This is a genomic window from Flavobacterium algoritolerans, assembly GCF_030010385.1.
In the GTDB taxonomy this organism is placed as follows: Bacteria; Bacteroidota; Bacteroidia; order Flavobacteriales; family Flavobacteriaceae; genus Flavobacterium; species Flavobacterium algoritolerans.
Window position 1 is genome coordinate 951,852 of record NZ_JASCRZ010000001.1, and the last position, 25,124, is coordinate 976,975.

25 protein-coding genes are annotated in these 25,124 nt (G+C 34.7%); 7 read left to right on the plus strand and 18 right to left on the minus strand.

The window, feature by feature from the left end; translation table 11 throughout:
* The first annotated feature begins 438 nt into the window (after positions 1 to 438).
* From QLS65_RS04140 to QLS65_RS04160, 5 genes are all read left to right on the plus strand, one after another.
* A complete protein-coding gene (locus QLS65_RS04140) occupies positions 439 to 1,071 on the plus strand; it encodes a hypothetical protein (protein WP_282715389.1) in 633 nt (210 codons plus the stop codon).
* Positions 1,072 to 1,243: 172 nt separating this feature from the next.
* A complete protein-coding gene (locus tag QLS65_RS04145; RefSeq protein WP_282711157.1) occupies positions 1,244 to 1,984 on the plus strand; it encodes a 3-keto-disaccharide hydrolase in 741 nt (246 codons plus the stop codon).
* Positions 1,985 to 2,307: 323 nt separating this feature from the next.
* Positions 2,308 to 4,638, plus strand: coding sequence for a glycoside hydrolase family 3 protein (locus tag QLS65_RS04150; protein ID WP_282715391.1), 2,331 nt, complete (start codon positions 2,308 to 2,310; stop codon positions 4,636 to 4,638).
* Between the two features lie 207 nt (positions 4,639 to 4,845).
* Positions 4,846 to 5,970, plus strand: a complete 1,125-nt coding sequence (locus QLS65_RS04155; RefSeq protein ID WP_282715393.1) for a PQQ-dependent sugar dehydrogenase — start codon at positions 4,846 to 4,848, stop codon at positions 5,968 to 5,970.
* Between the two features lie 3 nt (positions 5,971 to 5,973).
* Positions 5,974 to 6,417 carry a c-type cytochrome gene (locus tag QLS65_RS04160; RefSeq protein WP_282711160.1) on the plus strand — a complete coding sequence of 148 codons (444 nt, stop codon included), beginning with the start codon at positions 5,974 to 5,976 and terminating at the stop codon, positions 6,415 to 6,417.
* A gap of 22 nt (positions 6,418 to 6,439) precedes the next feature.
* Here QLS65_RS04160 and QLS65_RS04165 read toward each other — a convergent pair whose 3' ends face one another.
* Positions 6,440 to 8,518 carry a TonB-dependent receptor family protein gene (locus tag QLS65_RS04165; protein WP_282711162.1) on the minus strand — a complete coding sequence of 693 codons (2,079 nt, stop codon included), beginning with the start codon at positions 8,516 to 8,518 and terminating at the stop codon, positions 6,440 to 6,442.
* 296 nt (positions 8,519 to 8,814) lie between these two features.
* On the opposite strand from QLS65_RS04165, the gene QLS65_RS04170 reads away from it, so the two are divergent.
* Both QLS65_RS04170 and QLS65_RS04175 read left to right on the plus strand, forming a co-directional pair.
* Positions 8,815 to 9,834, plus strand: coding sequence for a hypothetical protein (locus tag QLS65_RS04170; RefSeq protein ID WP_282715396.1), 1,020 nt, complete (start codon positions 8,815 to 8,817; stop codon positions 9,832 to 9,834).
* Between the two features lie 14 nt (positions 9,835 to 9,848).
* The gene (locus tag QLS65_RS04175) at positions 9,849 to 10,697 is read left to right on the plus strand and encodes a polysaccharide deacetylase family protein (RefSeq protein ID WP_282715398.1); all 849 of its coding nucleotides are present in this window, start codon (positions 9,849 to 9,851) and stop codon (positions 10,695 to 10,697) included.
* Between the two features lie 194 nt (positions 10,698 to 10,891).
* Here the strand turns inward: QLS65_RS04175 and QLS65_RS04180 are convergent, their stop codons facing one another.
* The 17 genes from QLS65_RS04180 to QLS65_RS04260 all read right to left on the minus strand — a co-directional run bounded on the left by QLS65_RS04180 (position 10,892) and on the right by QLS65_RS04260 (position 25,123).
* Entirely contained in the window at positions 10,892 to 12,109 is a 1,218-nt protein-coding gene (locus QLS65_RS04180; protein ID WP_282715400.1) for a murein hydrolase activator EnvC family protein, read from the minus strand.
* A 59-nt stretch (positions 12,110 to 12,168) separates the two neighbouring features.
* Positions 12,169 to 12,957 (minus strand): lipoprotein insertase outer membrane protein LolB1, encoded by a 789-nt coding sequence (gene lolB1, locus QLS65_RS04185; RefSeq protein ID WP_282715402.1) that lies wholly within the window; start codon positions 12,955 to 12,957, stop codon positions 12,169 to 12,171.
* Positions 12,957 to 14,306: a tetratricopeptide repeat protein gene (locus QLS65_RS04190; RefSeq protein ID WP_282711169.1), complete on the minus strand. Its 1,350-nt coding sequence runs from the start codon at positions 14,304 to 14,306 to the stop codon at positions 12,957 to 12,959. The genes lolB1 and QLS65_RS04190 overlap by 1 nt, the downstream gene beginning before the upstream one ends.
* A 53-nt stretch (positions 14,307 to 14,359) precedes the next feature.
* Positions 14,360 to 15,370, minus strand: coding sequence for a sugar phosphate nucleotidyltransferase (locus tag QLS65_RS04195; protein WP_282711171.1), 1,011 nt, complete (start codon positions 15,368 to 15,370; stop codon positions 14,360 to 14,362).
* A 183-nt stretch (positions 15,371 to 15,553) separates the two neighbouring features.
* Complete coding sequence (dut, locus tag QLS65_RS04200; RefSeq protein ID WP_282711173.1) at positions 15,554 to 15,988, minus strand: dUTP diphosphatase; 435 nt, start codon at positions 15,986 to 15,988, stop codon at positions 15,554 to 15,556.
* A gap of 181 nt (positions 15,989 to 16,169) precedes the next feature.
* The gene (locus tag QLS65_RS04205) at positions 16,170 to 17,636 is read right to left on the minus strand and encodes a lipopolysaccharide biosynthesis protein (RefSeq protein ID WP_282711174.1); all 1,467 of its coding nucleotides are present in this window, start codon (positions 17,634 to 17,636) and stop codon (positions 16,170 to 16,172) included.
* 123 nt (positions 17,637 to 17,759) lie between these two features.
* Positions 17,760 to 18,221, minus strand: coding sequence for a hypothetical protein (locus tag QLS65_RS04210; protein WP_282715405.1), 462 nt, complete (start codon positions 18,219 to 18,221; stop codon positions 17,760 to 17,762).
* A gap of 10 nt (positions 18,222 to 18,231) precedes the next feature.
* Positions 18,232 to 18,675: a GNAT family N-acetyltransferase gene (locus QLS65_RS04215; protein WP_121343110.1), complete on the minus strand. Its 444-nt coding sequence runs from the start codon at positions 18,673 to 18,675 to the stop codon at positions 18,232 to 18,234.
* An 89-nt stretch (positions 18,676 to 18,764) separates the two neighbouring features.
* The gene (gene atpG, locus QLS65_RS04220) at positions 18,765 to 19,625 is read right to left on the minus strand and encodes an ATP synthase F1 subunit gamma (RefSeq protein ID WP_282715407.1); all 861 of its coding nucleotides are present in this window, start codon (positions 19,623 to 19,625) and stop codon (positions 18,765 to 18,767) included.
* Positions 19,626 to 19,697: 72 nt separating this feature from the next.
* Positions 19,698 to 21,275 (minus strand): F0F1 ATP synthase subunit alpha, encoded by a 1,578-nt coding sequence (atpA, locus tag QLS65_RS04225; protein WP_035669021.1) that lies wholly within the window; start codon positions 21,273 to 21,275, stop codon positions 19,698 to 19,700.
* Positions 21,276 to 21,313: 38 nt separating this feature from the next.
* The gene (gene atpH, locus QLS65_RS04230; RefSeq protein WP_282715410.1) at positions 21,314 to 21,847 is read right to left on the minus strand and encodes an ATP synthase F1 subunit delta; all 534 of its coding nucleotides are present in this window, start codon (positions 21,845 to 21,847) and stop codon (positions 21,314 to 21,316) included.
* Positions 21,848 to 21,852: 5 nt separating this feature from the next.
* The gene (locus tag QLS65_RS04235) at positions 21,853 to 22,353 is read right to left on the minus strand and encodes a F0F1 ATP synthase subunit B (protein WP_099713990.1); all 501 of its coding nucleotides are present in this window, start codon (positions 22,351 to 22,353) and stop codon (positions 21,853 to 21,855) included.
* 116 nt (positions 22,354 to 22,469) lie between these two features.
* Positions 22,470 to 22,661 carry an ATP synthase F0 subunit C gene (atpE, locus tag QLS65_RS04240; RefSeq protein WP_073353856.1) on the minus strand — a complete coding sequence of 64 codons (192 nt, stop codon included), beginning with the start codon at positions 22,659 to 22,661 and terminating at the stop codon, positions 22,470 to 22,472.
* Positions 22,662 to 22,769: 108 nt separating this feature from the next.
* Complete coding sequence (gene atpB, locus QLS65_RS04245; protein ID WP_282715412.1) at positions 22,770 to 23,903, minus strand: F0F1 ATP synthase subunit A; 1,134 nt, start codon at positions 23,901 to 23,903, stop codon at positions 22,770 to 22,772.
* Between the two features lie 120 nt (positions 23,904 to 24,023).
* The gene (locus QLS65_RS04250; protein ID WP_099713988.1) at positions 24,024 to 24,416 is read right to left on the minus strand and encodes a hypothetical protein; all 393 of its coding nucleotides are present in this window, start codon (positions 24,414 to 24,416) and stop codon (positions 24,024 to 24,026) included.
* A gap of 106 nt (positions 24,417 to 24,522) precedes the next feature.
* Entirely contained in the window at positions 24,523 to 24,747 is a 225-nt protein-coding gene (locus QLS65_RS04255; RefSeq protein ID WP_282715415.1) for an AtpZ/AtpI family protein, read from the minus strand.
* Positions 24,716 to 25,123 carry a bactofilin family protein gene (locus tag QLS65_RS04260; RefSeq protein ID WP_282715417.1) on the minus strand — a complete coding sequence of 136 codons (408 nt, stop codon included), beginning with the start codon at positions 25,121 to 25,123 and terminating at the stop codon, positions 24,716 to 24,718. The genes QLS65_RS04255 and QLS65_RS04260 overlap by 32 nt, the downstream gene beginning before the upstream one ends.
* Position 25,124 lies beyond the last annotated feature (1 nt).

The window sequence follows — 25,124 nt, forward strand, 5'->3', positions numbered from 1 at the left end:
CAAAAGCCGACTCACAAATTTTAAAAAACGATTATTTTGTTTAAACATAACGACACAAAGTTAAACAAAAAAACATAAATACTCAACACAATTTGAACCTTAAAAGGCAATAATTAATTTCGTTTTTGCATCATATTGATGGCCCAAAAAAATATTTTTTCAATGTATTTAAATAACACAATTGTTTTTTACATTTGGAAACTACAAAACGCTATTAGACTGATAAATAAACCATCATTAAATCAAAAATTCTTCTTCTTACGTCTTTATTGTTACTACCTGTATCATTGAATGCGCAATCCAAATAGACTCAGTTTTGCTTAAAAATATATGTTTCAAAGAATTTTTTGTGCTTTTTATGAATTCATTGCGTATAATTGACGCATTGTTCATATGTTTGCAATCTATTTTAAAGAAAAACCACAATAATTCCATTTTATGAATAAAACTTTACTTGTAATTATTGCCACTCTTTTTTGCACCTTTGCTCATGCTCAATCTGCCAGTTTTGAGGCGAGTACTGGGGGATTCTCTTTTATTCCTGCTTTTACTTCTGAAGATCCGCATTTAATAATTAATGCTGGAACAAATGAAAACAAAAAGCTTTCGTTTCACCTATTAACCACGATACGATTAAGCAATCTAATTCCCAGAAGCGTCGTTTTTATCTCCCGATATAAAATAATTGACAAAAAATTAAAAGTAAACATAGGAGTTCATTTACCTGCATTGCAAATTAGTGAAGATTATCTTGTGGATACATTCTTTGCCCAAGAATTAATCACGAGTTATGAATTGTCCAAAAGAGTTTCGATAGGCACGTTCTATTTGCATGGCAATGGGAAGAACAATGATTTTGAGGCTAATTTTTTAGCTTTTAACACTACTGTAAACAAAGGCAATTTTAGTTTTGTATCTCAATTATACGGTTTGGATTTAGATAATACGTATGGTGTTTCGGAAACGATTACGTATAAAATAAATAAAAATATTGCTGCCAGAGGATTTGTGAATAAGACAATATCTGATGGCAAATTCAATTGGACTTTAGGACTTAGGTATAACCTGTAAATCAAAAGTATTTTCAAAAACGGACCACATTAGAGTTTTTGTTCTTCTAAATCAAATCCGTAACAAGCAATACCTAAATTATTGTTTTACTAAAGCATTGTGTTTCAGCGAGACATTATTTGTTATATTTGAAATAGCTATTGCATTTTTTTTATCAAAATTTACTATTTCTATGAAACAAAACCACTTTTCCAAATGGTGCATTATTTTAGTGTCCTCAATAAGTTTACTGTCTTATGCTCAAAAAACAGAGAGTCACAATACATTAACTGACGAACAGAAGCAAGAAGGTTGGTCATTGCTTTTTGACGGAACAACTACAGCGGGTTGGCACATTTATAATCAGGAAAATATTAAGTCCGCTTGGGCGGTTATTGATGGGGAGTTAATTTGTGATCCCAATACCCAAAACGTCCAACGCGGCGACCTCGTTTCGGATAAAACGTATGATAATTATGATTTTACTTTTGAATGGAAAATCACCAAAGGAGGAAATAGCGGTGTATTCATCAATGTTCAGGAAGCAGCCGAGTTTCCAACAGCCTGGACAACTGGTCCTGAATACCAACTGTTGGATAATGCAAATGCCTCAAGCCATAATTTGAAAGATGGAAAGCGCTTATCCGGTTGTATTTATAGTTTGTCTCCATTAAAAAATAAAGTACAGTCAAAAAAATTTGGTGAATGGAATACTTCTCGAATCCTTCAACAAAATGGCCAAATTACATTTTGGTTAAATGGTGTTTTAACGGGTCAGGAAGACATGAAGAGCAGTCGTTGGAAGGAGTTAGTTGCAGAAAGTAATTTGGGAAAATTTCCGTCTTTTGGAAAAGCAACTAGCGGTAAAATTGCATTTCAGGATTGGGCAAATGGAGTATCTTTAAGAAATATCAAAATAAAAGAGTTGAATTAAGCATTCATAATTATATGAAATAATACGTAAAAGACTATCGGTACTGATGGTCTTTTTTGTTTTTGTCTCATAATCAAAATGCCTTTTACTTATTACAACCATCGTAAAACCTATATTTTGAGTTAGTTATAGCTGTATTTTAACAATGTTTTTTTATATCATTGTGTTGATGTGACACATTATTTATTATATTTGAAATCGTTTTCGTAAATTTAACGGAAACAGAAAAGGGTGTCAATTACAATTTTGCCTTTTAAAACAAGATTACAAAATATAAACCACTATAATTTAGCTATTTAATTACCAAAAACAAGAACCAAGATATGAAAAAAAGAATTGTATTACCTGCGTTACTTTTACTTGTTGGAACGCAAACGTATGCCCAAAAAAAATGGACAGAAACACCTAAAAACTCCCATAACATTGTTCAAAACCAAGGAGGACAAACATTAGGATATTCTCCAAAATCAGGAATTAAAATCATACAAGCAGGCGGCTTGGCTTTTAAAGACCTCAACAAAAATGGGAAGTTAGATATTTATGAAGATTGGAGAAAACCGGTAGCGGAACGTGCCAAAGATCTAGCCTCTAAAATGACGGTAGAACAAATGGCCGGATTAATGTTATACAGCAGGCATCAAGCTATTCCAGCTCAGGAAGCAGGAATGTTTACTGGAACCTATAATGAAAAACCATTTTCTAAAAGCGGTGCAAAGTCATCTGATTTGTCTGATCAACAAATTGCATTTTTAACCAAAGACAATTTACGCCATGTACTAATGACATCTGTTGAAAGTCCAATAGTTGCAGCAACATGGAATAATAATATACAAGCATTAGTGGAAGGTATTGGAATGGGAATTCCGTCTAACAACAGTTCTGACCCAAGAAATGGAGCTAATAAAGATGCCGAATACAATGCAGGTTCCGGTGGAGCTATATCACAATGGCCTGAAGAACTAGGATTAGCTGCTACTTTTGATGCCGCTATCACGGAACAATTTGGTGCAATTGCTGCAAAAGAATACAGAGCCATGGGAATCACCACAGCGCTATCACCACAGATTGATTTGGCAACAGAACCAAGATGGAATCGTTTTGTGGGTACTTTTGGCGAAGACCCGAAACTCGCGACTGATATGGCAAGAGCTTATGTAGACGGATTTCAAACGTCACCAAAATCGATTAATGCATATGAAGGATGGGGAAATCAAAGTGTCAACGCGATGATCAAACACTGGCCAAGTGGTGGTCCGGAAGAAGGAGGTCGTGATGGACATTTTGCTTATGGAAAATTTGCAGTATATCCGGGAAATAATTTCGAAACCCATTTAAAACCCTTTACAGATGGTGCTTTTCAGTTAAAAGGAGCTACCAAAAAAGCCTCAGCAGTGATGCCGTATTACACTATTTCGTATGATCAGGATAAAAAATACGGTGAAAATGTGGGTAACGGATTCAGTAAATACATTATTACAGATTTGTTAAGAGACAAATACGGGTATGATGGAGTGGTTTGCACCGATTGGTTAATTACAGCAGATGAAGGCGCTAAGCCAGATATCTTTTCAGGGAAATCTTGGGGTGTTGAAAAATTAAGTGTTGCCGAAAGACATTATAAAGTCCTAATGGCGGGTGTGGATCAATTTGGCGGAAATAATGATATCAATCCAGTGCTGGAAGCATACCAAATGGGTATAAAAGAGCACGGAGAATCATTTATGCGCAAGCGTTTTGAGCAATCAGCAGTTCGTTTGCTTTTGAATATTTTCAGAGTGGGATTGTTCGAAAACTCCTATTTAGATCCTAATGAGACCAAAGCTATTGTGGGAAAACCTGATTTTATGAAAGCAGGTTATGACGCGCAATTGAAGTCGGTTGTGATGATTAAAAACCAAAATAAAACGTTGCCAATTGCAAAAGGGAAGACAGTTTATATCCCAAAAAGAGTTACTCCGGCGGGAATCAACTTTTTTGGTCAGCCTTCTCCTGAAAAAATTGAATATCCGGTTAATCTAGAATTGATTAAAAAATATTATACGGTAACCGATGACCCAAATAAAGCGGATTTTGCTATCGTATTTATCAAAAGCCCGATAAGTGGCGGATACAGCAGAGCCGATAGAGAAGCTGGTGGAAATGGATATGTGCCCATTAGTTTGCAATTAAAAGACTATACCGCAGTTGATGCCAGAGCACAAAGTATTGCTGCCGGAGACCCTGTAATTGACCCAACGATTACCAACCGTTCGTATTTGAATAAAACGTCAAAATCAAATTCGTACCCAGATTTAAACACCATTCTGGAAACGAAGAAAGCGATGAATGGAAAACCGGTATTGGTATCTGTGAATATTTCTAATCCGATGGTTTTTGGAGAATTTGAAAAAGAGGTTGATGCAATCGTGGGAGAATTTGGCGTACAAGTAGAAGCTTTATTAGATATTGTTTCGGGTAAAACAGAACCTTCCGGATTGTTGCCTTTACAAATGCCGTTGAATATGACTACTGTTGAAAAACAAATGGAAGACGTTCCTCACGACATGACACCCTATAAAGATGCTACTGGAAATGTGTATGATTTTGGTTTTGGATTAAACTGGAAAGGGGTAATCAAAGATGCCAGAACTGCAAAATACAGCGTCAAGAAATAAACAAATTATATTTAAACCACCTAGCTATTTAGGTGGTTTTTTTATGTCCAATTCCAAATTTGAATTTGAATTCTGACGATAAAAAAGAGATCCAATCGGTTTGTTTTGTTAATTCTACGCAAAATTAAAGACTTATTTGTCTTTTTAAATCCGCTTTTACTACCTTTAAAAAAGATTTCTTTCTTTAAAAGATTAAAAATTATACTCATGAAAAAAATAATAATAGTCTCCCTCTCGATTCTTTCATTTCTCTCTTTCAGTTGCGAAGCACAAGTAAAGCCAAATGATATTTCTATAAAAGACGAGGTAAAAAATTATACCATTGAAATCGTAGCTTCTGATATTGCAATTCCGTGGGGAATGACTTGGTTGCCAGACGGAACAATGTTAGTTACTGAAAAAAGTGGTATTCTGTATCATATCAAAAACGGTATAAAAACCGAAATCAAAAATGTTCCAAAAGTATATTCTCGTGGACAAGGCGGATTGTTAGATATCGTTTTACATCCTGATTATGCTAAAAATGGTTGGATTTATATGACTTATGCTTCCGATGAAGGTGAAGGTACCGGCGGGAACACTAAACTTATTCGAGCAAAATTATTGGACGGAAGTCTGACACAAATCGAATCGCTTTACAAAGCCACTCCCAACACTACAAAAGGACAGCATTTTGGATCCCGAATTGTTTTTGACAACGATGGTTATTTGTATTTCTCTGTTGGTGAGCGTGGCGATCATTTTGTAAATCCGCAAGACATTAAACGCGATGGTGGAAAAATATACCGTTTAAATGACGACGGAAGCATTCCTAAAGACAATCCGTTTGTCGGTCAGACCGGAGCCAAAGAAGCGATTTACACCTACGGGAATCGCAATCCGCAAGGAATGGCAAAAAACCCCGTAACAGGAGCAATTTGGGCACATGAACACGGTCCTCAAGGTGGCGATGAAATCAACATCATAAAAAAAGGAGTCAATTACGGATGGCCTATTGTTACTTATGGCATCGATTATGACGGAACAACCATCAGTAAAGAAAACGAAAAACCAGGTATTGAAAAACCTATTTATTATTGGCTGCCTTCTATCGCTCCAAGCGGAATGACTTTTGTGACCGGTGATAAATATCCAGACTGGAAAGGACATTTGTTGGTTGGTTCTTTAAAATTCCAATATCTTGAATTGCTAAAATTGAAAGGCAATGAAGTTATAGGCAGACAAAAAATTACTACCGATATTGGTCGTGTGCGTAATGTGGTGCAAGGCCCGGATGGCTATATTTATATGGGCGTTGAAGGAAAAGGAATACTCAAAATTATACCGAATTAAATTATGTTGACAACGAAATTATTTTTAGGATTTGGAGTGTTTATATTGGGAAGCTTCTCTTTTGAAAACCCATTTTCCCAAGACAACTATATTGAATTGAATAAAGAAACCGCTGTTGTTTCAAAATTTCAGTCACCCGGAAAAGAAATCTATGCTGATTTTTGCATGCAATGTCATGGTGCAAATGGCAAAGGAGACACTAAAAACTTCCCTCCTCTTGATGGTTCTGACTGGTTGAAAACCAAAAGAAATCAAAGTATTGCTGCCGTGAAATATGGACAAAGTGGCGAAATTGTTGTCAATAAAATCAAGTACAATAGTAGCATGCCAGCCATGGGACTTACGGATCAGGAAGTTGCTGATGTGATGAATTACATCATGACTTCTTGGAGCAATAAACAAACCAAAATCGTTACTGAGAAAGAAGTAGCAGCCATTAAAAAATAAAATTCAGGCTTAGGATTTCTATCTAAAAAACATACGATACCGAAAAACCACCATAAAAATTTACGGGATTTCCGGGGTAAAAATAACGTGGTGCAGCAGTGCCAAAACCAACTGCGTTAGGCAAAATATTAGCCGCATATTTAGTGTCCAATGCGTTATTGACTCCGGCATTCAGCTCTATTTTTAGGATTTTAAGAATCGTAAAAACATACGCCGTTTTAATATCGAGCAACGAATACCGCTCACTGTATTTTGTATTGGAATCATTTAACGGAATTTTACCCATCGTTCGGAAAGACGTGTTTACACTAAATCCGTTTTTTGTGTTTAAATCCACTCCAAAATTAAATTGCTTTTCGGGAACGCCCGTAAGTTGGTTTCCCGAATAATCAGCATCACCATCCAAGAATTCTTTGAATTTAAAATTATTCACCGCACCTGAAAAATAAGGGGTGATTTGAAGTTGGGTCTGTTCTATAATTTTATAATTAACCAAGAATTCCAATCCCGTATGCGAACTGCTGCCTGCATTAATCCCTACAAATTGATCATCGGCAGTGCGTCGTGCCACTAATAAATTTTTAATTTGTGTGGTATAAAAAGTTACTTCGGTGTATATTTTATTTTTAAGCCAATTCCCTTTGAAGCCCAATTCATAATTCCAACCGATTTCTGGTTTTAAATCGGTGTTTATTTGACCTTCGGGAGTCAATGTTTCTGCAACTGATGGAACCGAAAATCCTTTGCTGACGGATGTAAATATGTTTTTTCCATTGCTTATTTTATACGAGAAACCAACTCTTGGCGACCAAACATTTCCAAATGTAAACGGCATCTTTTTATCGCCAGAATTATTTTCGAAAACATCTTCTAACGAATATTTGGTTGTGTTTAATGCCACTCCGGTTTCCATATGTAGCTTTTCTGAAATCCAAAGTTCCATTTGTAAAAAGTAGTTGGTGTAATTCCGATTTTGTTTGATAGCGCTGAACTCGTCGCCTTTTATACTTCCTTGTCCCGGTTGCGATTGATATAAATTTTCAAAAAGCGAATACGCATACTTTTCCGTTAATAATTCGGTTCCCAAACTCAGTTCAAACGGCAAAGAAAACAATCGGTCTTTATAATTCACATTGGAACGAAAACCTGCAGCACTTGTTTTTTCATCCAAAATATCAAAAGGTCTGGGCTCATAAGCGTCTTTAAAATTAGAAAAAACACTAGTTTGCATGGACCATTTTTCAGAAAATTGATGGTCGTACCCTAATCCGAGCATGAATTTATCATACGACTCAAAACCTTGTGCCGCAGCCCAAGTAGCAGCTGCTTTTTCAGGATTGTTTTTTAAATCCGTTTCATTGATAGAACTCGGAATAAAAGCTTTCAATCGAGTGAATGTTCCCAAAAATGACAAACTGCCCTTGGAACCCATTTTTTGTTTGCCGTGGAGATTAAATGATTTTCTGTTGTAGGAACTATTGACTCTAAATCCGTCACTTTGTAAATTAGTATAACTTGTGAATACATTTGTTTTGGAATCGCTGTATCCAGCCGAAAGTCGGTTTTGCAACAACCCAAAACTTCCAAAAGTGACCGTAGATTTTCCAAATGATTCCAGCAAAGGAGTCTCTCTTGAAAACAGCTGAATCACTCCACCCAAACCGGAACCAAAACTGGTGGAATTTGGTCCTTTTATAATTTCTATTTTTTCGATTGAAGCCAAATCAATATCATCAATAGTAGTTTCGCCTTCACCGGAACTCAATGGAATCCCATCAAAATAGGCTTTTATTTTATTGGTTCCGTATTGAGATCGCGCGCCAATACCACGAATAGTAATCCTGTTGGTATTGAAAGCGCCTTGTTGCATCGTAACGCCAGGGATTTTGTTTAAAATTGGAGTCAATATAATTCCGTCACTTTTATTAATGTCAGCTGTAGTAATCACTGAAACGGAGGAAGCAACATTTTGAAGCACATTCTTGATAGGCGAACCTTTCAAAGTGATTTCTGAAAGTGCAATAGTATCTTTTTTTATTTGTCCAAAAATAGCAGTGGCACTGCATAAAAAAAGAAGAAAAGAAAGGAAATTTTTGAACAATTGTTTGGTATTTAGATGAGTGAAAACTTTTATAAAGTTAGCCTTTTCTTTGTATTTCCCAAAAGCTATTCTGAAATTCTGATAAAGGCAAATTGTCTTTTTATAAAAATTAAAAGCGAAACAATTAACCGAAGTACATTCCGTTTTAATATTAAACGGGAAGAAGATTAAAATTCAAGTCTGATAAATTAAAATCCGTAAATTATATAAAAAATAGCCCCTTGAAACACTATTATAATTGATATCACACTTCTAAAATACTTTATCTTTACATTGAAAATAAATAGAATTAATTTATGAAAAAATCAGCTATTGCATTAATTGCACTTCCATTACTGCTTTTAACCATTTCCTGTGAAAAGGGAAAAGCGGCTGATGCTGCAAACAGTACAGAAAAATCAGATACCGTAAAAACGAATACAACAACAACAACCCTTGCCATTGATACTGTTGACTTCAACAAAAGAATGGTGGCATTAAGTAATAATGACACTACCGGCAGATGGCCTGTAAAAGCGCCCTATCCTTTGCCTGGCGCATTATTACCGTACAATAGAATTATTGCGTATTACGGAAATTTATATTCTACAAGAATGGGAATATTAGGAGAGCTTCCGCGAAAAGAAATGTTGGCAAAACTACAAGGAGAAGTAGCTAAATGGCAAGCAGCGGACTCTACCGTCAAAGCAATTCCTGCTTTGCATTACATTGCTGTTACCGCCCAAGGTGCTCCGGGGAAAAATAATATGCACCGCATGCGAATGCCGTTTAAACAGATAGACACTATTATAAGTTGGGCTAAACCAATCAATGCTTTGGTTTTTTTAGATGTACAAGTAGGACACAGTACCGTTAAGGCCGAAGTGGAACAACTGGAACAATATCTTGCTTTGCCAAATGTTCATCTAGGAATTGATCCTGAATTTTCGATGAAAAACGGAGAGCGTCCAGGTTCTAAAATCGGGTATTTTAATGCTGAAGATATTAATGATGCAATTGATATTTTGGCAAACATTGTGCGCAAAAATAAGTTGACTCCAAAAGTACTCGTAATACACCGCTTTACCCAAGGAATGGTTAAAAATTATAAAGCGATTAAAACCGTTCCTGAAGTTCAAATTGTAATGGATATGGATGGTTTTGGTAGTAAAATACTAAAAAAATCTACTTACTTGAGTTATATTTATAGAGAGCCCGTACAGTTTACTGGTTTTAAATTGTTCTATAAAAATGACAACAAAAAAGATTGGAAAATGTACAGCCCGGAAGAGTTAGTTAAATTTACTCCGAAACCAATTTACATTCAGTACCAATAATTACTATTTGATTTATGAAAAATATCTTATGTCTTATTTTTGGTGCATTTATAGTATTGGTCGGCTGTCAATCAGAACCTCGTAAAACAATCCCGGAAACACCACTTATTGCAGTGCCCGTAAAAAAAGTTGTGACCAAAAAAGTCATGGCGGATGCAGCGACTATTCTTTCGAAAAAAGAAGTTCCTATTTTATGTTATCATAACATCAAGGATTTTAGCACCAGTGCGAGCGGAAACATAAAAGTGTACACCGTAAAACCTCCCGCTTTTGCAGAACAAATGAAAGCCTTAGCCGATGCGGGTTACGAAACTATTTTGCCGGAACAATTGTATGACTACTTAGTCTATGACGGTCCATTGCCTGCAAAACCTATTATGATAACCTTTGACGACACCAGAGAAGAACAATTCAGCATTGGTGCAGCCGAAATGAGAAAATACGGTTTCAAAGGCGTGTTTTTTATCATGACCGTTTCTATTAACCGTCCCGGATATATGAGCAAAGAGCAAATTAAAAGCTTATCTGACAATGGACATCTTGTAGGCGCACACACTTGGGATCATCATATGGTCACAAAATACACCGGAGATGACTGGAATACGCAATTGGTAAAACCAAAAGCAAAATTGGAAGATATAATAGGAAAACCAGTTAAAGATTTTGCCTATCCGTTTGGTTTATGGAATACAGCGGCAATTCCTGAAATAAAAAAGAGCAATTATAAAATGGCTTATATCTTGTCTACCAAAAGGGATTCTATAGATCCATTGTACACCATCAGACGCATCATCGTTTCTGGAACTTGGTCTACTGAAGGGATGATGAAGGCTATAAATTCTTCCTTTAATAAAACAGAGTAATTGACAAACCAATATAATTTTAAAAATCAAAAGACACATTGGTTTCCTTAAATTAGGTTGGAAATGGCCTTTATAAAACCCATTAAACCGCCCTTATCCGTTAGTTATACGTATTTATAACTGGTCACCTTCCATAAAAAAGCACTATTTATTCGAAGGAGTAAATAGTGCTTTTTTTATATAAAATAACCGTTTTATCTTGGTGATAACCAACCTTCGGGATTATTGTAGGTTGTGTTTTGAAGGATTAAAAATTTGATTATCGTTTTTCCAGTCTCGCCATTGGTCCTTACTTTTCCAAGGCTTTGCTTAATACTCACTTTATCCCCTTTGCTAACATTGACAGAGCTCAAATTTTGATATACTGTAAAGAAATCTCCGTGTTGTATCATTACCGCTTTGTTTACAGGTGATAAAACAATAACACTGGTTACTTCTCCGCCAAAAACGGCTCTTGCGTTTGCGCCACGGTCTGTTGTAATTTCTACACCACTATTGTGAACCGTTATGGTATTGAATAACGGATGTGTTTGATTTCCATAGCCAAGTGATATAAATCCTTTTTCCACAGGATAAGGCAACCTTCCTCTATTTGCTCTAAAATTATCAGCAATCATTTTAGACTCTGGTGTTAATTCTATTTTTGATGATGAAACCGCAGCTTTTGAAACTGGAGCACTTGGATTTGCTTTTGCTTTTTCTAAAGCTGCTTTTCTATTGGCAGCCGCAATAGCTTCACGTATTAATTTATTGATCTGCCTGTCGATTGTTCTGTATTCCTGTTGTCTTTGCTTAATTTCTCGGGCAATCTTATTTTTGTCTTTTTTTATGGAATTGACTAGCTTTTGTTGCTCTTGCTTCTCTTTTTCTAATGTTAATCGCTCTTTTTCGTTCTCAGCTATCAGTTTTTGTTTCGCTTTTTTCTGAACATATAATTTCTCGTTATAATCCGTAAGCTGATTAGATTTCGATTTTATTTCTTCGCCTTGCATTTTTCTGAAACCAGTATATTGTTTCATGTACTGCGCTCTTTTATACGCTTGTAAAAAATTCTCAGAGGACAACAAGAACATGGCACGACTTTCTTCGGAACGGCTTTTATATGATTTTACAATCATTTCAGCATAATCTTCCTTGAGTAAAGCCAATTCTTTTTTTAGCTTATTAATTTGCATTTGATTGATATACATATCATTTCCAAGCAATTTAGTTTGCTTTTCGGTAGTGTTTATCAATTTTTCTTTAAGCTTTATTTTAGTGCTTTGAATCACTATTACATTCACAGCAGATTTTTCTTTTTTCTTAACGGTTTGTAATAACCTTTCATTTTCTCTAATTTCTTTTTGAATTTGAGCTTTACGTTCTTCTAATTTTTCTTGTTGGGATTCCTGACTCCATAATAATGAAGTCATACAGATAAAGATTAGGCTAAGGAGAAATTTTGGCATATTAAAAAAATATTTTTGCTAATTTACTTAATTATAATTCTTTTGTACCCATTTGGAACACTATATGGAAAAGAAAGTTCTTCATTGAAAGTTACCGTGTTGTAATCCAGATTAATTTCGGTATTGCCTTTCTTCTGAAAAGTATTGATCAGAACACTTGTAGGCAACGTTGCCTCATTGTACACTTTACTGTCAGCATAAGCCACTTTAATCATTCGTTCTTCAGCAGTTTGTGTGATTTCTTGTTTTTGAACCAAAAAATTATCGGCATCTAAAAAGAACGATTTTTTCGTATTTGAATTTGAAGCATCATCTAATCGATACGTTTTTTCCAATAATGATTCAAGATATTTCCCTTTTGTCAAATCATCAATCGCTTGTCCCAATAACATATTTTGAATTTTATTGTAATCCAAATCAGTTCCCAGCCATTGACTTAAACTGCTAAAATCCCCTTCAAAATAACTACCGTTTATTTTTTCATAATAGTTCACTGACTTTGGCGTAATCAATGCTTTCGCCATTGTAATTCCAAGAAAACGAATGCTTACCAAAATTTGTTCGTCCTTCTTAATCCTAATTTCGGCCGTAACATTTTGAGTTTGTTTGTTGTCAGCATAACGGGCGCTTGACTTAATATATAATGTAGAAAATTGATTTTTATTGTTGTAGTGATTTTCTATTATTTTTTTGGACGTCATATAACCCGCCGCCTCAGTTGTTGGCGCATTACTGGCCGCAACCGCAATGGCTTTCGATTTACAGGAAACCACAAAAAGAGCGAGTACTATTATTATTGCTATTTTTTTCATTATTTTTTTTCTTTTAATAATTGATTGGCTTTAGAAAAATACATTTCTTTTTTCTTGAAATCTCCTAAACCGTTGTATGCTTCTCCCAACTGAATGTTGAAATTTATTTCTAATGCTCTGTCCTCTACTAAATAATCCAAGCCCATTTCCAGCATATCCTTGGCTTTTTTAAATTGTTGCAATTGATTATTTGCCATCCCTGAATAGTAGTAAAACTGAGGCTGTGTTGGAAAAGTATCCACCATTGCGGAGGCTTTTTTGGCAACTAATTCAAATTGCTTTGTCTCTGTATACGTTTGAAGCAAAAGCAAATTAGTTTCGATATCATCTCCTGAACCGTTTTTCAATGCTTGCTCATAATACTTTGTCGCTTTTGCCCATTGCTTTTTAGCGTGGTAAAACTTCCCTATTTCCTTAGCGACATTAACCGCTGCGTCATTATCAAAATACGAAATCGCTTTTTCTAAATCAGCTGTGTATTGCGGATTTTTATCTGCAAAAATCAAAAACTCATTCAGTATTCTGTGCTTTATTTTAGCATCTATTTTGGTACTGGCCAAAACCACATTCATGGCGTTTATTGCTTTTGGAGCGTCATTACTATCCAAATAATTTTTGAATAATGTTACTTGAGCCCATTCGGAATTTGGTAAAGCTTTTTCGAGTTTTTTGACAATTTCAAATGCTTTTTCTTCCTCATTATTTTTAGAATACAAAACAATCAAACTGATATAATTAGATTCTTCTTTGGGGTTCTTTTCAATTTGCTCTAACAAATTTGAAGCTTCCATATTCTGAAATTTCCCTTCCGATAAAATCTGGCTTTTGTATAAATCCCTTCTGTCCGTTTTTCCAAATGTTTCGTTTAACTCGTTGATTAAATCCAAGGCTTTGTCAAATTGTTTGGTTCCCATATAAAGCGATGTCAAATCTTCTTTATACTTCTCATCAAATTCTATCAATTTATTGATAACCATTATTGCCTGGTTATAATCGCTCGTTTCATAATTCACATCGTACATTCCCACCCAGAACCATTTGTTTTTTGGATCAATTTGTGTGGCTTTTTCAAATGAAGAATAGGCATTTTTATATTCCTTTAATGCTAAATAATTTTTCCCTAATTCATAATATACAGCGGCATCATTCGGTTTAATCTTGATACATTTATCCAAAGCCACTACTGCTTTGTCATAATTCTCGATTCCTTTTTGAAGTAATGATTCATAAAAAAATTCCTGAAACTGATCTGCATCGAGCTTAATTTCTTCGGGTTCCGTTTGTGCCAATAGCAAAGCTGAATTGCATTGCAAAACCAGAAATAAAAGTATTAAAGCGCTTTTTTTCATTCTATTTTTTTAATCCCGAATCTATCTTATATATACAAGAATTGAACCATTTTTTATTCTAAAACCGAATAGTCTCCAATACTGATGCTTGTAAAGTTACCATCAAAACTGGCATGATTACCAATCATCGCATTATCCAAATTCGCGTTTTTTATGTTAGAGTGTGTTTGTACCAAACTGTTTTTAATACTGCTGTTTATTACATGACATCCTTTTCCTAAAGAAACATTAGGACCAACGGTTGCGTTTATCAACACTACATCTTCCCCAATATAACATGGCGGAATAATTGTGGAGTTCTCTAATTTGACATCAAAATCTACCAAATGTGTCCCGTCACTATGCAAGAAACCTAACATCCTGGAGTTTGTTTCTACCGTAACGTCTTTGTTTCCACAATCCATCCACTCGTCGACTGTTCCTGGTACAAATTTCATGCCTTTTGCCATCATTTGCTTGATTCCGTCGTTAATTTGATATTCTCCACCGTGAATAATATTATTATCTAATACTAATTGAAGTTCGTTTTTTAAAACGGCAACATCCTTAAAATAGTAAATTCCAATAACGGCAAGATCCGAAACAAAGGCCGCAGGTTTCTCTACCAGTTCTACAATTTCATTCGCTTCGTTTAGGTTTATCACACCAAAAGCCTCTGGATGATCTACCTGTTTTACCCAAATAACACTATCGGCATTTTGATCTAAATCGAAATCGGCACGAATTAACGTATCGGCATAAGCAATCACAGCTGGTCCGCTCAAGGAATCTTTGGCACACATAATCGCATGACCTGTTCCTAAAGCTTCATTTTGATAATAAATAGTGCCTTTGGCACCTAATTTTTGTGCGATAGCAATTAATTCTTCTTCTACTTTTTTACCAAAACTTTCGTGAATAATAAAGGCTACTTCTTCAATATCTTGATTCAACACGCCGGCAATATCTTCGACCAAACGGTGAACGATTGGTTTTCCAGCGATAGGAATTAATGGTTTAGGAATGGTTAATGTATGCGGGCGAAGACGTGAACCACGACCTGCCATTGGGACAATTATTTTCATTTTTATTGGTTATTTAACCGCAAAGTCGCGAAGTTTTTCGCAAAGTTCACGAAGATATTACTGTTTTATTTTAGCCACAGATTAAACGGATTAAACCGATTCCCGCAGACTTTTAATTAATTTTATTACATGTTTCTTGACCGCTACACTAGGACTGAACACTAAAAACTGAGTACTGAATACTTACTTCACTCCTGTGCTTCCAAAACCACCTTCGCCTCTGGAAGTTTCTGTTAGTTCCTGTACTTCAATCCACTCAGCACGTTCGTGTTTTGCTATGATAAGTTGTGCGATACGTTCCCCGTTTTCGATTACAAAATTTTCATTGGATAAATTTACTAAAATCACACCAATTTCACCACGATAATCTGCATCTACTGTTCCTGGAGAATTCAGGACTGTAATTCCCTTTTTTGCAGCCAGACCGCTTCTTGGACGTACTTGTGCTTCGTAACCTATCGGTAATTCTATGAAAAGACCTGTTTTTACAATGGTTCTTTCCAGTGGTTTAAGGTGTATCGATTCTGTTAAGTTTGCTCTTAAGTCCATTCCTGCCGATGCTATGGTTTCATAGTTTGGCAAGGCGTGTTGTGATTTGTTGATTATGTTTATTGTCATTGTTTTTTTATTTAAAATATGTAGGGACAAATCGCGACTTGTCCCTTCTTGTCTGTAACTATGTTTCGATTATTTTGAGTTATAGCCCTGATAATAGTGAAAATCCTTTTCCTTTTTAAAGAAAAAAGGAAAAGATTGCAACGAATAGCAGGAAATAGCTCCTAAAAATTTAAATTAAGTTCTAACTCTTTTTTCGGTTCAAAATTTTGATTAATAATTCTTTTTCGTTGTGGTATATAAAATACATGAACGCGAGTAATAATGTGATTCCGACATAATAATTTTCCCTAAAGCCATAAAATGAAACTGCCGAAAATCCTATTGAAATCAATAGATACATGGCTATTTTGTTCGTATCATACGGAATGGGATAATATTTATTTCCAAAATAGTAGGAGATAAACATCATGCTACCATAAGCCGCAATCGTGGCAATTGCTGAGCCGTAATAGCTCATTGTTGGGATTAGCAGGTAATTTAACGCCAGTGTAATTATTGCACCAATAATGGAAATATAAGCGCCAATATGCGTTTTGTCTATCAGTTTGTACCAAACGGAAAGATTGGTGTAAATGCCTAGGAAAAAGTTAGCCAAAATGATTAACGGCACCACTTTCATCGCTTCCCAATACGACTCATCCCGAATCATGATGTATTTTAAAACATCGGCAAAAACGATTACTGACAGCAAAATAAAAGAACCAAAAATGACAAAATACTTAGTAATCGTAGCGTAGGTTCGAGGCGCATCCTCCTTATCAGCGTGGCTAAAAAAGAACGGTTCGATTCCTAATGTGTAGGCCGTACGGTACAAAACCATAAATAATCCCAGTTTATAACACGCCGAATATACTCCTACTTCGGCTTCTGCAATATTAGCAGGCAGTAATTTACCCAATAAAATTTTGTCGAATTGTTCGTTGATAGCAAATGCGATTCCGGCCACCATAATAGGCAAACCATACCCCATCATTCGTTTCCAAAGCTTGTAATCAAAATGCCATTTCAGCAAAAGGTAATTAGGGGAAAGTATTAAGAATGTAACTAAGCTCGCAACGATATTAGACACAAAAATATAGCCTATTTGAAAATCTTCTAAGTAAAAAGAACTTAAAAAACTATCTGGGTTGGATTGTGCAATTACTGGCAAATAACTTAAAAAGAAAAGGTTTAAAACCAGATTGATTGCAACATTTCCAATTTTGATTATAGCATATTTTATGGGTTGCTGATTGACCCTTAATTTAGAAAAAGGAACAATCACCAAGGCATCCAGGACTAAAATCCAGATGGTGTACGTAATGTACTGCGCATCAATTCCAGACCAAATGGCTAATTTATTTCGGAATAATAAGGCTAGGAATAAAAACGAAAGTGAAGTCCAAAAAAGGGAAACAGATGTTGTTTCCACAACCGATTTCTTATCTGTTTCTTTATTGTAAAACCTAAAGAAAGCAGTCTCAAATCCGTAAGCCAGAATTACATTAAAAAAGATCATCCAGGCAAAAATGATGGAAACCTTACCATATTCGGCTTTTGGAAGCAAATCTGTGTATAATGGAACCAGTATAAAACTGAACATTCTTGGTATGACCGTAGCCAATCCATAAATGGCAGTCTGTTTAAAAAGATTTTTATATAATCCCAAAATGATGTGTCTATTACTATTTATAAAAACAAAAATAACGAATTCTTTGGTTTAATCATCTGAAGTGAATATTTGTTTTAGAACAGAAATACCACGACAAGAACTGATTCATTTTTACCAAATTTATCTTAATGGCTTTTCTATGGGATTTATTATTTTGAAAAAATAGGTTTTATCATCTTTCTTGTATTCTAATACCGCTTCATTAGGTTTCAAATCAAATTTAGTTTTTTGAATTACCGGCGCTTTATTCCCATATTCTTTTGAAGGGTCTTTGTGTAGAATGAAATCTTCCTTTTTATTTTCTTTGTAAAAATGGGCTGTAAAAGTATTTTTTACAATTCCTTTTATAGCTAATTCCTGATTTTGAAAATAGATTTTCTCCAGCTTAATGTTTGCCGCAAGCGATTTTTTGAATTCAATATAAAAATCAATTCCGCTACTTTGCTTGCCGTCTACCCATTTCTGGTAAAAAGCAGATTGTATTTCTTGAGGAAATTCCGTTTGAAATTCTGGTTTCATGGCACAAAAAGTCAGGCTTATTGCAATAATAAATAAGGGAATGATTCTTTTATATCCTTTCATAATCCTAAATTTAACTTAATCCTTCTTCGTTTAAAATCTTAAGAAAGTGAAATCCTTTAGGCACATACCCTTGGTTATAATAGAAGCGATGTGCGGTGAAATTCCCGGTAAAAGCATCCAAAACAATCATTGTACAGCCCGTTTCTTTGGCCAAAACATCAACATAATCGGTCATCATTTTGCCCAAACCTTTGGAACGATGCTCTGGATGAACAATAAAATTATCAATCTCGATGTATTTTCCCGACCAAAGTTTTGTTCCTGACCAAAATCCGGAAACTGCCACACAAACCTCATTTTCAAAAACGGCTACCTGCTTGTAATTATGTGGAATCATTTCGACCAAATACGATTCATACTTTTCTACCGTAAATGTGGGATATAAAAACCGCATTACTTCAATGTTACTAAGCATTTCTTCTACTGTAGTCAGTTCTCTAATTTCTAATTTCATTCTTCCTAGTATTGTTTTAAACTATAAAATTAAACAAAAAAAGAGCCAACATCTGTTGGCTCTTAGAATATATTTTGAATCAATAATTTTTATCCATTCAATGCTTCCGCTCCACCAACAATCTCTAAGATTTCATTAGTAATAGAAGCTTGACGTGCTTTATTATAAGTCAATTTCAATTGATTTCTCAACTCAGTTGCATTATCAGTTGCTTTATGCATGGCAGTCATACGCGCTCCGTGCTCTGAAGCAAATGAATCACGAATACCTTTATACAATTGTGTTTTCAATGATTTTGGAATCAAAGTCAACACGATTTCTTCTTTTGAAGGTTCAAAGATATAATCACCAGTTGAAACCGTAAGATCAGATTTGATAGGTGCTAATGGCAAAAATTGTTCAGTTTGAACGATTTGTGTCGCAGCATTTTTAAATTGATTATAAATTAACTCAATTTTATCGTATTCACCTGAAACGAATTTCTCCGTCAATAGATCCGCAATTTTAGCTACATTATCAAAAGTTAAATCATCAAAAACTGTACTTTGATTATCTACTACTGACAATGTTTTGCTCAAAACATCATTTCCTTTTTTACCGATAGCAAAAATATCAACTTGTTTTCCGGCATAAACTTCCGAACGGCTTTTAGCCTCTTTGATAACATTTGTATTAAATGCACCACATAAACCTCTATTAGAAGTTATGGCTACAACTAAAACTTTTTTAATCTCACGTTGTGCTGTAAACTCTCCACCTGCATCACCTTCAAGTGTTGCAGAAAGATTTTGCAATAATTCCGTTAATTTTTCGGCATAAGGGCGCATTGCTGTGATTGCATCTTGTGCTTTCTTTAGCTTTGCTGCAGAAACCATTTTCATTGCCGATGTAATTTGCATCGTAGATGAAACGGAAGTAATTCTATTACGGATTTCCTTTAAATTTGCCATTGTTTTCTAGTAATTAGTAATAAGTAAACAGTAATCAGCTCTTCACTAATCACTATTCACTATTCACTTATATTAATTATATTTTGCTGATAATTCTTTTGCTACAGTTTCGATTACATCAGTAATTTCGTCTGTTAATTTTCCTGCTTTCAAAGCATCAAGAGTTGCTCTGTGTTTGTTGTTCAAGAATTCCAAGAAATCTTTCTCAAATTCTCTTACTTTATTTACAGGAACATTTCTCAATAAGTTTTTAGAACCAGCATAGATAATCGCAACTTGATCTTCAACAGTATAAGGATCATTCAAACCTTGTTTCAAGATCTCAACGTTTCTTTTTCCTTTTTCAATTACGTTTAAAGTAACTGCATCAAGATCAGAACCAAATTTAGCAAACGCTTCCAATTCACGGAATTGTGCTTGATCCAGTTTCAAAGTACCTGCTACTTTTTTCATTGATTTAATTTGTGCATTTCCTCCAACACGAGATACTGAAATACCTACGTTAATTGCTGGACGAACCCCAGAGTTAAACAAATCTCCATCAAGGAAAATTTGACCATCTGTAATCGAAATTACGTTTGTTGGGATATAGGCAGAAACGTCACCAGCTTGAGTTTCAATAATTGGTAACGCAGTCAATGAACCACCACCTTTTACAATTGATTTCAATGAATCTGGTAAATCGTTCATGTCTTTAGCAATTCCATCATCTGCAATTACTTTACAAGCACGTTCTAATAATCTACTGTGAAGGTAGAAAACGTCTCCAGGATATGCTTCACGCCCCGGTGGTCTTCTTAATAAAAGAGAAACCTCACGATACGCAACAGCTTGTTTAGATAAATCATCATAAACAATTAAAGCCGGACGACCTGAATCTCTAAAATATTCTCCAATTGCAGCACCTGCGAAAGGAGCATAAACTTGCATCGGAGCTGGATCAGAAGCATTAGCAGCAACAATAATAGTATACGCCATTGCACCTTTTTCTTCTAACATTTTAGCAATTCCTGCTACAGTTGACGCTTTTTGTCCAATTGCAACATATATACAGAATACTGGTTTCCCAGCATCATAAAATTCTTTTTGATTTAAGATAGTATCGATACAAACAGTTGATTTACCTGTTTGACGGTCACCAATAACTAGCTCACGTTGTCCACGACCAACTGGAATCATAGCATCTACTGCTTTAATACCTGTTTGTAATGGTTCAGTAACTGGTTGACGGAAGATAACTCCAGGAGCTTTTCTTTCCAAAGGCATCTCGTATAAATCTCCACCGATTGGTCCTTTTCCATCAATTGGAAAACCAAGAGTGTTTACTACACGACCTACCATTTGTTCTCCTACTTTAAGAGAAGCAATACGTTGTGTTCTTTTAGCAGTTGAACCTTCTTTGATTCCTGTTGATGGTCCTAAAAGTACCACACCCACATTGTCTTCTTCAAGATTCAAAACAATAGCTTCTAATCCATTGTCAAATTCAACTAACTCTCCATATTGAACATTAGAAAGCCCGTAAACACGAGCAATACCATCTCCAACTTGAAGTACTGTTCCTACTTCTTCTAGTGTAGCACCAGATTCAAAACCTTCTACTTGCTTTCTTAATATTGCTGAAATTTCAGCAGGTTTGATTTCCGCCATCTTAATTTATAATTTAGACACTTAAATGTGCAATAAAACTAATTACTTAACTCTCTTTTTAATACTTGTAATCTGTTGGCTACTGAAGCATTGTATTGCTTGTCGCCTATTCTTAGAATAAATCCTCCAATGATTGAAGCATCTACTATATTTTCTATTGTGATTTTTTTATCCGAAAGGGTTGCAATTTTAGCCAAAACTTGTGCTTCTAATGCTGCATCCATAGGAATAGCTGTAGTAACCTGAGCTACTTCAATACCATTCATAATATCAGATAATTTACTGTATTCTATTGCAATTGCTTCTAGAATTTCGAATCTTTTGTTTTCAAATAACAAATGAAACAACCCTTGAGTTACGCCATTGATACCTGCAAAAACTTCTAACAGTGCTTTCTCTTTTACTTCAACTTTAGTAGTTGGATTTTGAATAAAAGTACTCAATTCCAAATTACTGCTAATTGTTGAAGCAATCAATTTCATGTCGTTATTTACAACTTCGGCAACACCTTTTGAGTTTGCTAAGTCTAGAATTGCTTTTGCATAACGAATTGCTGCTCTTGTACTTGCCATAATTGTTAGTTTAACTTTACGTCACCTAACATTTTCTCAACTAATTTAGTTTGAGCTTCTTTGTTAGATAATTCGTCTTTCAATATTTTTTCTGCGATACTCAATGATAAAGTTGAAACTTGTAATTTCAATTCTGCCATAGCTGCATTTTTTTCGCTTTCAATTGCTGCTTTCGCTTGCTCAATCATTTTCAATCCTTGAGCTTGCGCTTCATTTTTAGCATCAGCAACCATTTTCTCTTTCATTTCACGAGCATCTTTAAGCATGTTGTCACGCTCTAATCTTGCTTCTTGTAAAATACGTTGGTTGTCAGCTTGAAGATTTTGCATTTCTTTTCTAGCATTTTCAGCAGAAAGTAATGCATTTTTAATTCCTTCTTCTCTATCATTAACTGCATCAAGAATTGGTTTCCAAGCGAATTTTTTTAACAAGAGTATTAATCCAACAAATATTGCTATTTGCCAAATAAACAAACCAAACGAAAAATCATTTATTAACTTATCCATTATATCTAATTATAAATTTTAAAGTATGAATTGCTTTTAATCGCAATTTGTAATGTTTTAATTTTAAAAACAATAGTTACAACCAACCGTTGTAACTATTGTTTTTTAAGTTTTAATTACGATGCGAATAACGCAGCGAAACCAATACCTTCAATAAGCGCAGCTGCGATAAGCATAGCTGTTTGGATTTTTCCAGAAGCTTCTGGCTGACGAGCAATAGCGTCCATTGCTGAACCACCAATTCTACCAATACCTAAACCTGCTCCGATAACAATCAATCCTGCTCCTACAATAGTTGGAATTTCCATAATATATATATTAAAAATTAAACATTCTTATTAATAGTCAAAAGTTGTAAAGTCTAATGTCATAAAGTCAAGCGCTGACTTTTAAACCTTCGACGTTTGACTTTAGACTTAATGGTGAGCCTCGTCGTGATGATGCTCTTCGTTTCCTGCTCCAAAATAAAGTGCAGATAACATGGTGAAAATATACGCTTGTAAAAACGCAACTAATATTTCAAGGATAGAAAGTGCGAATGCCAATCCAAATGACAAAGTACTTCCAATCCAGCTTTTAAAGATAAACATTAAACCAATAATACTCATCAACACAACGTGTCCTGCTAAAATGTTAGCGTACAAACGTATCATTAATGAAAATGGTTTGATGATTGTTCCCAATAATTCAATTGGAGCCAAAATAAATTTCATTGGAGTTGGCACACCTGGCATCCAGAAAATATGTCCCCAGTAATTTTTATTAGCCGTAAAAGTTGTAATTAAATACGTCAACAAAGCTAGTGATGCTGTAATAGCAATATTTCCAGTTACGTTAAATCCTAGTGGAGTTAATCCTAATATATTTAAAAAGAAAATAAAGAAAAATATAGTCAATAAATAACTCATGTATTTTTTATATCCTTTTTCTCCAATGTTTGGAATAGCAATTTCGTCTCTTACATAAAGAACAAGTGGCTCAAAGAAACGACCAGCTCCTGAAGCAATACCACCATTTTTAGCATACGATTTTGCTAAACTTGTAAACAATACAAACATTAAGATTGCTATTCCTAAAATACCGATTACACTTTTTGTAATAGATAAATCTAGTGGAGTTGCATTTGTAGGGTGACCGTGCTCTTCTGTTAAAGTTCCAGAAGCATCCGTTTTGTATATTTTTTCGTGGTGTAATACGTAGAAGTTTCCATTGTGTTCAGCAACTTCTTCACCATGGTGAAATTTTGAAGAAGAAAATACTTGCAAACCATTGTCCCAAAGAATAATTGGCAATGAAAAACCATAATGCGCGCCTGTTTCTTCATTTGCTAAAAAGGTAAAATCATGCGCATCCAAAAGGTGATGATTAATAAATGCCTTAATTTTAGATTTTACATCTGTTGGTTCAGCATGAGCTCCTTCGGCTGCCTCATGGGCAACTTCTGTTTTTACTTTTACAGTATCCTGTTCAGGATTTGCAAAACTAATTAAAGGAAGACACGCTACTAAAGTCGCTAATATAAATCTAAGTGGTTTGTTTGAAATCACCATAACAGTTAATTATCTTAATTTATTACGTTTCTGAAATTTGGTGCAAATGTACATCTTTTATTAATATTCAAAAGAATATAAAAAATTATTTTTGATGGATTTGTTCCTTGAATAACATATTTATTGCTTTTCGTTTAATATACGTATTGTTAATATGGTTTCAATTGCTAAAAAGAGAATAAACATCATAAAAAAATTCTTTTTCTCTATTGCATTGTTTTGAGCTGTAACCTGCAATATAGGCTTTAAAATCAGATAACAAACAATCATTTTAATACTGGTACTCAAAAGAAATGACATACCCACATTATCAAAACTGCGTTCTTTGACTTTTAACAAAACTACAAATACCATAATAGACAAAACCAGAAATACCATATAAAGGGTTTCTATCGAATAATAAAAAGTCGCATCATTTATATCTAATAGATAAAAAGCAACTCGATGAACCACATAAGCCAATCCCGCAAGTGCCAATAAAGACAGAAGCGGTTTGTAATTTTTTAAATTCATTGTATTTATTTTTTGCCGCAACGGCACTAAGGCGCAAAGTTATTTTAATTTATTCGCCCATCCGGACGTTTACAACTCGTTTGTATTCCTTTTTCCTCTTGAAAAATTACTGCATTTTATTGATTTCGTTAACCTGTCGTATCACATTATACAAAGCCAGTGCAACGCCAACCATTACCAAAATTTTACTGTAATATACTTTTGGGTGCGGATGACTCTCGTCTAACCAGTCTCCCAGATAGGAAAACAAAAAGATGATGGCCCCCATTTGAATCGGAATATTAATCAGCGCAAGCCATTTATTCGCTCTTTTTTTGGGATTGTTGTCCATCGTTCTGGATTAGATTTTTTACATTAGTCTTCATTGTACAAGAAGCGCTAAAATCAGCTCCTGGCTCTACTGATAGTTTTCCAGTGGTAACTTCTCCATGAATACTGGCTTTTGATTTTACATTCAGCACTTCGGTTACTTGAATTTTTCCATCAAATTTTCCTTCAATATCTGCATTTTTACATACAATATCTCCAGTAACGCTTCCGGCCGGACCAATAACAATTTTCCCGCCAGACTGAAAATTACCTATCAAGTTTCCGTCTAATCTAAAATCAGCATGCGAAATAATATCACCTTTTATAATAGTACCTTCAACAATTCTATTGGTTTTACCCAAAAGATCAGTGTATGATTTTTGCTTTTTATCAAACATA

Excerpts from the sequence above, each read along its gene's own strand:
- QLS65_RS04215 (WP_121343110.1), bottom strand. The coding sequence starts at position 18,675 with ATGAAATTAGAAATTAGAGAACTGACTACAGTAGAAGAAATGCTTAGT.
- atpA (WP_035669021.1), bottom strand. The coding sequence starts at position 21,275 with ATGGCGGAAATCAAACCTGCTGAAATTTCAGCAATATTAAGAAAGCAA.
- QLS65_RS04155 (WP_282715393.1), top strand. The coding sequence starts at position 4,846 with ATGAAAAAAATAATAATAGTCTCCCTCTCGATTCTTTCATTTCTCTCT.
- atpE (WP_073353856.1), bottom strand. The coding sequence starts at position 22,661 with ATGGAAATTCCAACTATTGTAGGAGCAGGATTGATTGTTATCGGAGCA.
- QLS65_RS04255 (WP_282715415.1), bottom strand. The coding sequence starts at position 24,747 with ATGGACAACAATCCCAAAAAAAGAGCGAATAAATGGCTTGCGCTGATT.
- QLS65_RS04170 (WP_282715396.1), top strand. The coding sequence starts at position 8,815 with ATGAAAAAATCAGCTATTGCATTAATTGCACTTCCATTACTGCTTTTA.
- QLS65_RS04140 (WP_282715389.1), top strand. The coding sequence starts at position 439 with ATGAATAAAACTTTACTTGTAATTATTGCCACTCTTTTTTGCACCTTT.
- QLS65_RS04190 (WP_282711169.1), bottom strand. The coding sequence starts at position 14,306 with ATGAAAAAAAGCGCTTTAATACTTTTATTTCTGGTTTTGCAATGCAAT.
- atpG (WP_282715407.1), bottom strand. The coding sequence starts at position 19,625 with ATGGCAAATTTAAAGGAAATCCGTAATAGAATTACTTCCGTTTCATCT.
- QLS65_RS04260 (WP_282715417.1), bottom strand. The coding sequence starts at position 25,123 with ATGTTTGATAAAAAGCAAAAATCATACACTGATCTTTTGGGTAAAACC.
- QLS65_RS04210 (WP_282715405.1), bottom strand. The coding sequence starts at position 18,221 with ATGAAAGGATATAAAAGAATCATTCCCTTATTTATTATTGCAATAAGC.
- atpH (WP_282715410.1), bottom strand. The coding sequence starts at position 21,847 with ATGGCAAGTACAAGAGCAGCAATTCGTTATGCAAAAGCAATTCTAGAC.
- QLS65_RS04250 (WP_099713988.1), bottom strand. The coding sequence starts at position 24,416 with ATGAATTTAAAAAATTACAAACCGCTTCTGTCTTTATTGGCACTTGCG.
- dut (WP_282711173.1), bottom strand. The coding sequence starts at position 15,988 with ATGACAATAAACATAATCAACAAATCACAACACGCCTTGCCAAACTAT.
- QLS65_RS04180 (WP_282715400.1), bottom strand. The coding sequence starts at position 12,109 with ATGACTTCATTATTATGGAGTCAGGAATCCCAACAAGAAAAATTAGAA.
- atpB (WP_282715412.1), bottom strand. The coding sequence starts at position 23,903 with ATGGTGATTTCAAACAAACCACTTAGATTTATATTAGCGACTTTAGTA.
- QLS65_RS04160 (WP_282711160.1), top strand. The coding sequence starts at position 5,974 with ATGTTGACAACGAAATTATTTTTAGGATTTGGAGTGTTTATATTGGGA.
- QLS65_RS04235 (WP_099713990.1), bottom strand. The coding sequence starts at position 22,353 with ATGGATAAGTTAATAAATGATTTTTCGTTTGGTTTGTTTATTTGGCAA.
- lolB1 (WP_282715402.1), bottom strand. The coding sequence starts at position 12,957 with ATGAAAAAAATAGCAATAATAATAGTACTCGCTCTTTTTGTGGTTTCC.
- QLS65_RS04150 (WP_282715391.1), top strand. The coding sequence starts at position 2,308 with ATGAAAAAAAGAATTGTATTACCTGCGTTACTTTTACTTGTTGGAACG.
- QLS65_RS04145 (WP_282711157.1), top strand. The coding sequence starts at position 1,244 with ATGAAACAAAACCACTTTTCCAAATGGTGCATTATTTTAGTGTCCTCA.
- QLS65_RS04195 (WP_282711171.1), bottom strand. The coding sequence starts at position 15,370 with ATGAAAATAATTGTCCCAATGGCAGGTCGTGGTTCACGTCTTCGCCCG.
- QLS65_RS04175 (WP_282715398.1), top strand. The coding sequence starts at position 9,849 with ATGAAAAATATCTTATGTCTTATTTTTGGTGCATTTATAGTATTGGTC.